We start from the raw sequence: 470 nt of genomic DNA, 5'->3' as shown, positions 1-470 counted from the left end.
AGTTGAAGAAGCAACAGATAAGGAGATTGTTGCCTATTATAAAGATCAGATGGTGGTTGAGATAGATTTCAGATACTACAAAGAACCCTGCCTCGCATCGGTTATATTCTTAAAGCATCCTCATCGAGTGAGAGCGCTGATGATGCTATTAAATGTATCCTTGCTGATACGAGCATTAATTCAATATAAACTGAGAAAAGGACGCAAAGAATGGACAGGTGAACTCCCCAAAATCGGCTATAACGGGGCAAAGCTTCAGGATGCCCCGACCTTTGCCTTCTTACAGTATGCTTTAGAGGGGATGCATTTTATAAAGATAGGACATGAAGAGTATACTTTCTATCTTGATGATAGCTTAAATACACTAAGGGGCATGACCCTATTAAAGATAATGGGTATGGAACCTAAGGACTTAATGGAATAAATTAACTATTCATTTTCTCAGAATGACCGCGGAATGTGGGTGGGAC

The 470-nt window shown here is 39.8% G+C and carries 1 pseudogene; it reads left to right on the top strand.

Features of this window, described 5'->3' with window-relative positions:
* Positions 1–424, top strand: a pseudogene (locus tag ACYQ3Q_RS28500) (hypothetical protein); the annotation flags it as partial.
* Positions 425–470 lie beyond the last annotated feature (46 nt).

This window comes from Desulfosporosinus burensis (assembly GCF_054657535.1).
The sequence above is the reverse complement of the archived record's forward strand: the minus strand, read 5'-3'. Positions and strand labels throughout refer to the sequence as shown.